This is a genomic window from Vibrio cincinnatiensis, assembly GCF_022113815.1.
GTDB lineage: Bacteria > Pseudomonadota > Gammaproteobacteria > Enterobacterales > Vibrionaceae > Vibrio > Vibrio cincinnatiensis_A.
The window spans coordinates 1-5,718 of the sequence record NZ_SGOM01000023.1 but is presented as its reverse complement, the minus strand read 5'-3'; the positions used below and the strand labels follow the sequence as shown (position 1 = coordinate 5,718).

General features: G+C 38.9%; 6 protein-coding genes. All 6 read right to left on the bottom strand.

What is annotated here, in order from left to right; genetic code table 11:
• Window positions 1–193: 193 nt before the first annotated feature.
• Entirely contained in the window at window positions 194–565 is a 372-nt protein-coding gene (locus EXA13_RS15995; RefSeq protein ID WP_108315866.1) for a hypothetical protein, read from the bottom strand.
• Window positions 562–783 carry a hypothetical protein gene (locus tag EXA13_RS15990; protein WP_088821994.1) on the bottom strand — a complete coding sequence of 74 codons (222 nt, stop codon included), beginning with the start codon at window positions 781–783 and terminating at the stop codon, window positions 562–564. Before EXA13_RS15990 ends, EXA13_RS15995 begins: the two co-directional genes overlap by 4 nt.
• 173 nt (window positions 784–956) lie before the next feature.
• Window positions 957–1,328 carry a hypothetical protein gene (locus EXA13_RS15980; protein ID WP_015296881.1) on the bottom strand — a complete coding sequence of 124 codons (372 nt, stop codon included), beginning with the start codon at window positions 1,326–1,328 and terminating at the stop codon, window positions 957–959.
• A gap of 163 nt (window positions 1,329–1,491) precedes the next feature.
• Entirely contained in the window at window positions 1,492–2,007 is a 516-nt protein-coding gene (locus tag EXA13_RS15975) for a DUF6933 domain-containing protein (protein ID WP_238134026.1), read from the bottom strand.
• A gap of 1,094 nt (window positions 2,008–3,101) precedes the next feature.
• Complete coding sequence (locus EXA13_RS15965) at window positions 3,102–3,818, bottom strand: hypothetical protein (protein ID WP_238134025.1); 717 nt, start codon at window positions 3,816–3,818, stop codon at window positions 3,102–3,104.
• A gap of 1,096 nt (window positions 3,819–4,914) precedes the next feature.
• Window positions 4,915–5,619: a hypothetical protein gene (locus EXA13_RS15960; RefSeq protein ID WP_158164317.1), complete on the bottom strand. Its 705-nt coding sequence runs from the start codon at window positions 5,617–5,619 to the stop codon at window positions 4,915–4,917.
• Between the last annotated feature and the right edge of the window lie 99 nt (window positions 5,620–5,718).

Below are 5,718 nucleotides of genomic sequence, written 5' to 3'. Positions count from 1 at the left end.
AGCCTTTCGTCTGTAAATACATGTATATCCAAAGATTACTCCTAATTCGTAGCTGTATAACGCCGCATTAAGGGGCAAGCAACGTAAACAACTGCACTAAAACTAACCAGCCGTAACCTCAAATGCGTATCCAAACCAAAAATGCCACGCGTTGATTGTCCCTCTTAAATGCTTTGTTAGCATGCGCTTATACTTAGACAAGAAATTCTTTGGGATCTTTTGACTTCCAATCCTTTTTCCTCATTACCGTAATAACTATATTCTCTTGATGCTCACCCCCATCAACCTGAACCTTGTTTACAGCACAGGGCATATTTATATGTGAAACTGTACACCTAATATTAAAGCTATCATGGTGCTTCAACTTCTTCAGCGACTCTAAATGTAATGCTGTTAATCGATTAAATATAGAATTAAGCTCAGCAATCATTATCAACGGGTTGTTACGTGAATCATTCATCCTATCTTTGACAAAATGCTTAGATAATTTAAACGACATGTTATGACGGCGTAAAATTTCATTTACCGAACTTTCGAGTGCTGTTATTTGAGCTGGCGTAATCATGAACGCTTCTCCATAAAGCTTTCATAAAGCTCTTCAAGCTTTGAGTTAAGCTCAGAATCATTTTTCGCCAAAATCGAGCCTACAAATTCAGAGTCACTTACACTTCCTATTCTCACATCAAAATTTTCATTATCAAAACTATCAACAAAAATATGATTTTCGTTTTCTTCATCAAAAAACGAAGCAAAATTATCATCAGAAGACATGTTAAATTTCATTTTTTCCTCTTACTAATTGATTAATTGGTAATTGAATCCGCATGCTAACGCCCAATTAAGGTGTGAGGCACGCAATACCAAAGCCGCAGCATACCGCCTTAATCACTAAAACCACCGCATAGTAAAAATGCCACGCGTGCCGAATCACTCTTAAATTGTTTGTTAGTTGCCTTTTAACCGAGCAACCTTTCTAAAGCTGATGAGATGAGCCCCTGAGCCTGGGCAGAAAGAAGCACAGTACCTATAGTTACTAAATCAGCAGATGTGCCTAACCACTGCAACAGTGATGATTTTTGCAAGCTATCAATTCGCTCATTACTTGGAAGGTATTGATTGCCTTCTAGAATTTTCATAGCGTCGATTAGATACTCCGGCGGAGTATTTTCAGGTAAACCAAGTGACTTCATTAAATTTGGAGGATCGCGTAATTCGATGGCTTTTTGGGTGTTGGTTATTTCAAGGCCATCGGCATTTATATGCGCGTCTTTCGGAGCACTTATTCCGGTACCACATCTATCAATTTTTACGTTTTTTAGATTTAACATGTCCTTTCCTCCCTTCCCATTTTTTCGATAATTTGATTGGCAACTAACGCCGCATTAAGGGGCAAGCAACGCAAACAACTGAACTCAAACTAGCCAGCCGTAATCTCAAATACCCACCCAAACCAAAAATACCACGCGTTGATTGTCCCTCTTAAATGCTTTGTTATGTTGCGACGCCAAAGAGCTTGTGTAGAGCATCGATCGGATAGTCCCAACCTAAAGTTCTCTGTGGTGTTCTATTGATCCGTAGCATTGCATTAGTAAAGTCACAGTGCTTTAGTCCGCCATCGGTGTAAATAAAATGTTCATAACCACCTAAAACGTCATTCATGTTGCCCAAAAGTTTTTTACTTGCTGTCTTAGTAAAGAGAACATCTTCAGGAGCTTGCTCAAAGGCTTCAATTACTTCCTCAGGAAAACCTTCCAGCTCAAGGAGCTGTAAAACACCATTTTTGAAAATTTTGCCTATATCTTTAGCGTGTTCTTTTCTAAAGCCGACTAATACAAACGACATTAATGTTTTTTCTTCCATGAACACCAAACACTTTCTTCGATCTGCCGTAAAAAGATTTACATACCAATTACCTATAGCGAAGTTCTCCTCTTGAACCTCTGTTAAATTGGCTGGTTTTAAACCTAACGCATCTTGAACTTTCTTTGTGCATCGCAGCTGGTACATAAATTCAATATCCTGATTTATCGATACTTTCAGATACGATAATGTGTGCTACTTTCAATTGCAACATAACGCCGCGTTAAGGGGCGCAGGCACGCACTACAAACGTGACCGCATTACGCCTTAATCACTAAACAAACTGCAAACCAAAAATGCCACGCGTGCCAAGTCCCGCTTGAACGCTTTGTTATGTAGCCTGCCTTTCTGATTCAATTTACCACCCAAGAAAAGCTAAACAAGCAGCAAATCTTGCCGCGCCCAAATTTCCTGATTTGGTTCACGAACTTGGACAGACAAAAAGACCAGCGATCGTAGATTCAAATCGACCAGCGACAAAGATCGCTATTGTGTAGCGAAAGCCTAACGAACGGAACCGACATTGCACACAGACGTTTCGATAACATAATGCTCGCCACACTTTGCGCCAACCTAACCGTCTACGCGCCGTTGGCCAAAGACAACCAAGATTGATAAAGCTACATAACGCCGCATTAAGGGGCAAGCAACGCTAACAGCTGCACTCAAACCAACCAAACGTAACCTCAAATACCAACCAAACCAAAAATGCCACGCGTTGATTGTCCCTCTTAAATGCTTTGTTATGTAACTTTACTAACTATTTCAAAGCATTACCAAAAGCAGCATCGCCAAACACGATTTAACTTACACGAAAAGTCAGCATTGACCCAGTAGAAAAAACTCTGGCAACTACAAAAGTAACTTGATTCTGCGGATCATGACTATAGACAAGCTGAACGCAAACTCGCTTTACCATTAAATCCCAGAGTAAAGACTCGAAGAACAAGAAGACGAAAACCAAATCAACACGAATAAGACTAACTTTACAAACCGTATAAATAACCAATTAAAACAATCAGTTAAAAGTATCAAACATGAAAAGCAAAAGCTCACCTTAAAATGCAAAAGGATAAAAACACTTTAAATTTCAATACATTGTGATCTTTTTCTCTACGGTTACATAACGCCCGGTTAAGGGGCAACCAACGCTACTACCAAGTTTCCGCATAACACCGTAATCACCGAAATCAACGCACAGTAAAAATGCCACGCGTTGGTTGTCCCTCTTGAACCGTTTGTTAGACATCTTTGATACGTGACTCTAAAAATGTAGCAATAAGCCAGATCGGCATCACAGGGATCAGCCAAATTGTTAATACAATAATAAATTGATTTAATGATTTACATGAAAACAAAGCCATACCAAGTGCAGACTCACAAATCAAAATAAGAAACGCATTACCATGCTCTCTCAAGTGTCTATAAGACTCTATATACTCTTGCCTGTCAGCACTTTTCTTTGCTCTATCTTTAGCTAATTTTTTATAGAACCCGAAAATATCTCTGTTTGCGGGTTTGATACATGAACTAAGCATAATTAGTTGGATAAATACAAAAAACGTCGCTGGTATAACCAAAATCCATCTTAGCAAGTCTGGTGACAAAGCGTGCCATAATGCATAGCACAAAGCTGAAAAGAGGCTGATAATAATAATCCAACGTTTCGTAACACCACCTATAGTCCATGAATCAGTAAATCTGTACCTTAATGCATGTGCAACTAAGACTGGAGCACTAGCAACATAACAAAATGCCGTCCCAAAAAATAATAAGCCAATCAATATTGAGCTTGAAATATCATTTAACTTTACGTCTTTAATAACTATAGAATCAGTCAAAACATTTTTCATGCCTGAATCAGGATGAAAAAAGATTGCAAGTAGGATAAATGCACCAAACACACTACCGATAAAATAACGTACAAAATAGAATTCCCACCAATTGCCCCCTTTCAATGTGATCTCCTTACTTAAATAAAATGTCTAACGCCGCATTAAGGGGCAAGCAACGCTACCGCACTGCTTAAAACTAACCAGCCGTAATCTCAAATGCCAACCGAACCAAAACTGCCAAGCGTTGATTGTCCCTCTTGAATGCTTTGTTATGTAACTTTACTAATCATTTCAAAGCATTACAAAGAACAACATTGTCAAATACCATTTAACTTACATGAAAAGTTAGCAGTAACCCAGTAGAATTTGCGTGACAACGACGAAACTGCGAGCCCTAGTTCAAAGAAAAAAATGACTGCCACCAAACTTATCGCAAACTCACTGAACCATTAAGAACAAACGGAAAATTCGAAGAACAAGGAAGCCGAAAGTTAAATCAACATGTACGAAACCCACTCAGAAAAAGTCGACATTGAAATGAGATCAATCATAAAAAACATCTACTTTTCAATGTATTGTGGTCTTTTTCTCTACGGTTACATAACGCCGCATTAAGGGGCAAGCAACGCAAACAGCTGAACTCAAACTAGCCAGCCGTAACCTCAAATGCCTACCCAAACCAAAAATGCCACGCGTTGATTGTCCCTCTTAAATGCTTTGTTATGTAACTTTACTAACCATTTCAAAGCATTGCCAAAAACAACATCGCCAAACACGATTTAACTTACATGAAAAGTCAGCATTGACCCAGTAGAAAAAACTCTGGCAACTACAAAAGTAACTTGATTCTGCGGATCATGACTATAGAGAAGCTGAACGCAAACCCGCTTCACAAGTAAGTGCTGAATAAAGACTCGAAGAACAAGAAGACGAAAACCAAATCAACATGAATAAGACTAACTTTACAAACCGTATAAATAACCAATTAAAACAATCAGTTAAAAGCATCAAACATGAAAAGCAGAAGCTCACCTTAAAATGCAAAAGGATAAAAAAACTTTAAATTTCAATACATTGTGGTCTTTTTCTCTACGGTTACATAACGCCGCATTAAGTGGTGAGCAACGCAGGCCACTGAACTTAAAGTATTGTGCCGTAAACACTTAAGCCGAAGAAAACCGAAAATGCCGAGCGTTGGGAATCCGTCTTAAATGCTTTGTTAGCAGTACTTTACTGAATTTATCAGCTGTACAATTTTGTCTCGATAGTACTCGTGTGGCGCTGAGCGATATTTGGGATTATTAATACACTGCAGTTTGTAAATAATATCTCCGTACATCCGACTTTGAGTAAACCCCATTAGCTCTAGTAAGGCAGACGGTGATTTAAGCTTGAGAAAGCAGCTCTTTGACAATTTTACCTTGTCATGGAAATGCTCATGATGAAGATCACCTATAACCCTACTAGCACTTTTATAGTTCACTTTGTTCCCGATAATCTCAAAGCAGTAGAGCGAAAGAATAACCAAGTCGGTATAGTAATAATTTACATCAATGTCATCTTGGTTCAACGTGACTTCTTGCAAAATTACTCCCCCACCAATACCAGCAGTCAAATTAGACCACATAGAATGCTTACGCATTTGGTGAAGCTCGGGACGCAATACACCCTTCGCGATATCCCAAGACTTAGTGGAGGAATCAACCATTGTCGATTTAACCTGAACCTTTCTGCTTATATCCTCAGAATCAAGAACCAAATCATAGCCATTATCATCGACATCAGTACGGTAGGCTTTAAGGTAATACCCCTGCATCGCATAAGCTAACTGTAGATCAAATAATAGTTTGTTCATTAACATCGACTCACGGCGAATCGAATTTTCAGGCTCGTAGAAAAAATATCTCGATTTGTCATGTTCCATACTGATTTACCACCGTGTACTGCTAACGCCCTGTTAAGGTGTGAACAACGCAATACCGATGCTACCGCATACCACCTTAAACACTGAAACCAACGCATA